1 protein-coding gene is annotated in these 1,873 nt (G+C 63.2%); it reads left to right on the top strand.

Annotated elements, in window-relative coordinates:
* Positions 1-313: 313 nt before the first annotated feature.
* Positions 314-1,810 carry an IS21 family transposase gene (istA, locus tag ACH107_RS32425; protein WP_412509719.1) on the top strand — a complete coding sequence of 499 codons (1,497 nt, stop codon included), beginning with the start codon at positions 314-316 and terminating at the stop codon, positions 1,808-1,810.
* Positions 1,811-1,873 lie beyond the last annotated feature (63 nt).

Genomic DNA, 1,873 nt, shown 5'->3' with positions numbered 1-1,873 from the left:
CATCCGCCCAGACCCCCGCGCCGGTATTGCCCCGCATCAGCAGGTGATCCACCGCTTGGCTGTCGTGCAGGGCGGCGTCTGACACGTGGTAGCGGCGCATGCCGCGCGACAAACAGGATGAGAATCCAGCGTCAATCAGGATGAGAACGCGGGGGTGGGGTCTCGTAGGGAGGGCGTAGCCCGACTGGAGAGGCCCCACCCCCGCGTTGCGCCCGGAATGGGCGGACCTGACGGTCGTGGCCGGCTCGGATAGGGAATGATTTTCTGCGCAAGGAGATCGTTCATGCCGGGCCGTCATGTCACCGACCAACAGATGAGGCTCTTCATGACGTTCAGACAGACCCATTCCACCCCCGTGGCTGCGGCCAAGGCGGGGATCAGCCAGGCGACGGGCTATCGGCTGCAGGCCGATCCAACCTTGCCATCACAGAAGAAGACCCCGCGCGGCCGGCGTCGCCCGGACCCGCTTGCCGATATTTTCGACGCGGAGGTGGTGCCTCTTCTTCAATCTTCCCCCGAGATCCGTCCGGTGTCGGTTTACGAGGAACTTCTGCGCCGGCATCCCGATCTGGGCACGGGCATCCGGCGCACGCTGGAGCGGCGGATGCGCGCCTGGAAGGCTGAGCACGGCCCCGAACAGGAAGTGATTTTCCGGCAGATCCACACGCCGGGCAAGATGGGCCTGTCGGACTTCACCGCCATGGGCAAACTGGGGGTGACCGTGGCCGGTGAGCCGTTGGATCATCGGTTGTATCACTTCCGACTGGCCTATTCCGGCTTTCAGCACGCCCACGTCGTGCTGGGCGGTGAAAGCTATGTGGCGCTGGCCGAAGGGTTGCAGAATGCCCTCTGGATGCTCGGTGGCGTGCCCCGGGAACACAGGACCGACAGCCTGTCAGCGGCTTTCAAGAATCTGGAAAAATCCGCCCAGGCAGACCTCACCGGTCGCGTCGATGCCTTGTGCCGCCATTATGGCATGACGCCGACGCGCAACAACAAGGGCGTTGCACACGAGAACGGCTCCATCGAAAGTCCCAACGGTCATCTGAAGAGCACCATCGAGGACGCGCTGATCATGCGTGGGTCGCGCGACTTCGAGGATATGGCGGCCTACCGGCGCTTCATCGACGAGATCGTGGGCCGGATCAACGCCCGCAACGTCAAGCGCATCGACATGGAACGCTCTGATCTCAAGCCGTTGCCCGCCCGGCGGACGACGGATTACGAGGACGTCACGGTGCGCGTCACCTCCTCGGGCGGCTTCATCCTGCGCAAGGTGTTCTACACCGTGCCGTCCCGGCTGATCGGGCATCATCTGCGAATCCGGCTCTACGATGATCGGCTGGAGCTGTTTCTCGGAGGCACCTCCCTGCTGACGCTGCCGCGCGGTCGGGCATCGAGCAGCGGAAGCCACGGTCACGTGGTCAATTACCACCATGTCATCCATTCCTTGCGCAAAAAGCCCATGGCGCTGATGGGGCTGGTCTACCGGGACCAGCTGTTTCCGCGACAGGCGTTCGGCGACATGTTCGCGGTTCTGCTGGAACAGACCGGCGAGAAGAAGGCCTGTCGCATGACCGTCGATCTTCTGGCGCTGGCGCACGACCGGGGGTGCGAGGCCGAATTGGCCGCGCAGATAGAGGAAGATCTTCGTCAGAACCGTCCGCCTGACATGGCGGCGTTGCGCGCGCTCTTCAGCCCGCCGGTCGAGGCGCTCCCCAAAGTCGAGGTGCGGATGGCCGACCTGTCATCCTACGACCAGCTGGTCGGCGATGGGGACTATCCTGAATTTTGTGCTCTGGCGTGGTAACGGTTCTGAAAAGGAGACCACGAATGAGCATCGACAAAGACCTTTTGGACAAGCTGATGGAAG

Source organism: Roseovarius halophilus (ex Wu et al. 2025), from assembly GCF_047086965.1.
Note: the sequence above shows the minus strand (reverse complement) of the source record. Positions and strands in the feature narration are given on the sequence as shown.

Excerpts from the sequence above, each read along its gene's own strand:
- istA (WP_412509719.1), top strand. The coding sequence starts at position 314 with ATGAGGCTCTTCATGACGTTCAGACAGACCCATTCCACCCCCGTGGCT.